Consider the following 201-nt stretch of genomic DNA (forward strand, 5'->3'; position numbering starts at 1 on the left):
ACCGTCCCCGGCGACGCCCTGGCCGGTGCCGCCGCGGCCGGCGCGCGCCCCGGGCCCCGCACCCTGCTCGCCATCGGATCCTCCCTGTGCCTGTACGAAGCCGGCATGGCCCTGAACGACTGGGCCGACCGCGCCGAGGACGCGGCGGAGCGCCCGCACCGCCCGATCCCGTCCGGCCGTATCCGCCCGGCCGCCGCCCTC

General features: G+C 80.6%; 1 protein-coding gene. It reads left to right on the forward strand.

The window, feature by feature from the left end; translation table 11 throughout:
- The coding region (locus GTW67_RS03200) for a UbiA family prenyltransferase (protein ID WP_161163264.1) at positions 1–201 on the forward strand (201 nt) is incomplete at both ends.

The sequence above is a fragment of the Streptomyces sp. SID5910 genome (assembly GCF_009862125.1).
In the GTDB taxonomy this organism is placed as follows: Bacteria; Actinomycetota; Actinomycetes; order Streptomycetales; family Streptomycetaceae; genus Streptomyces.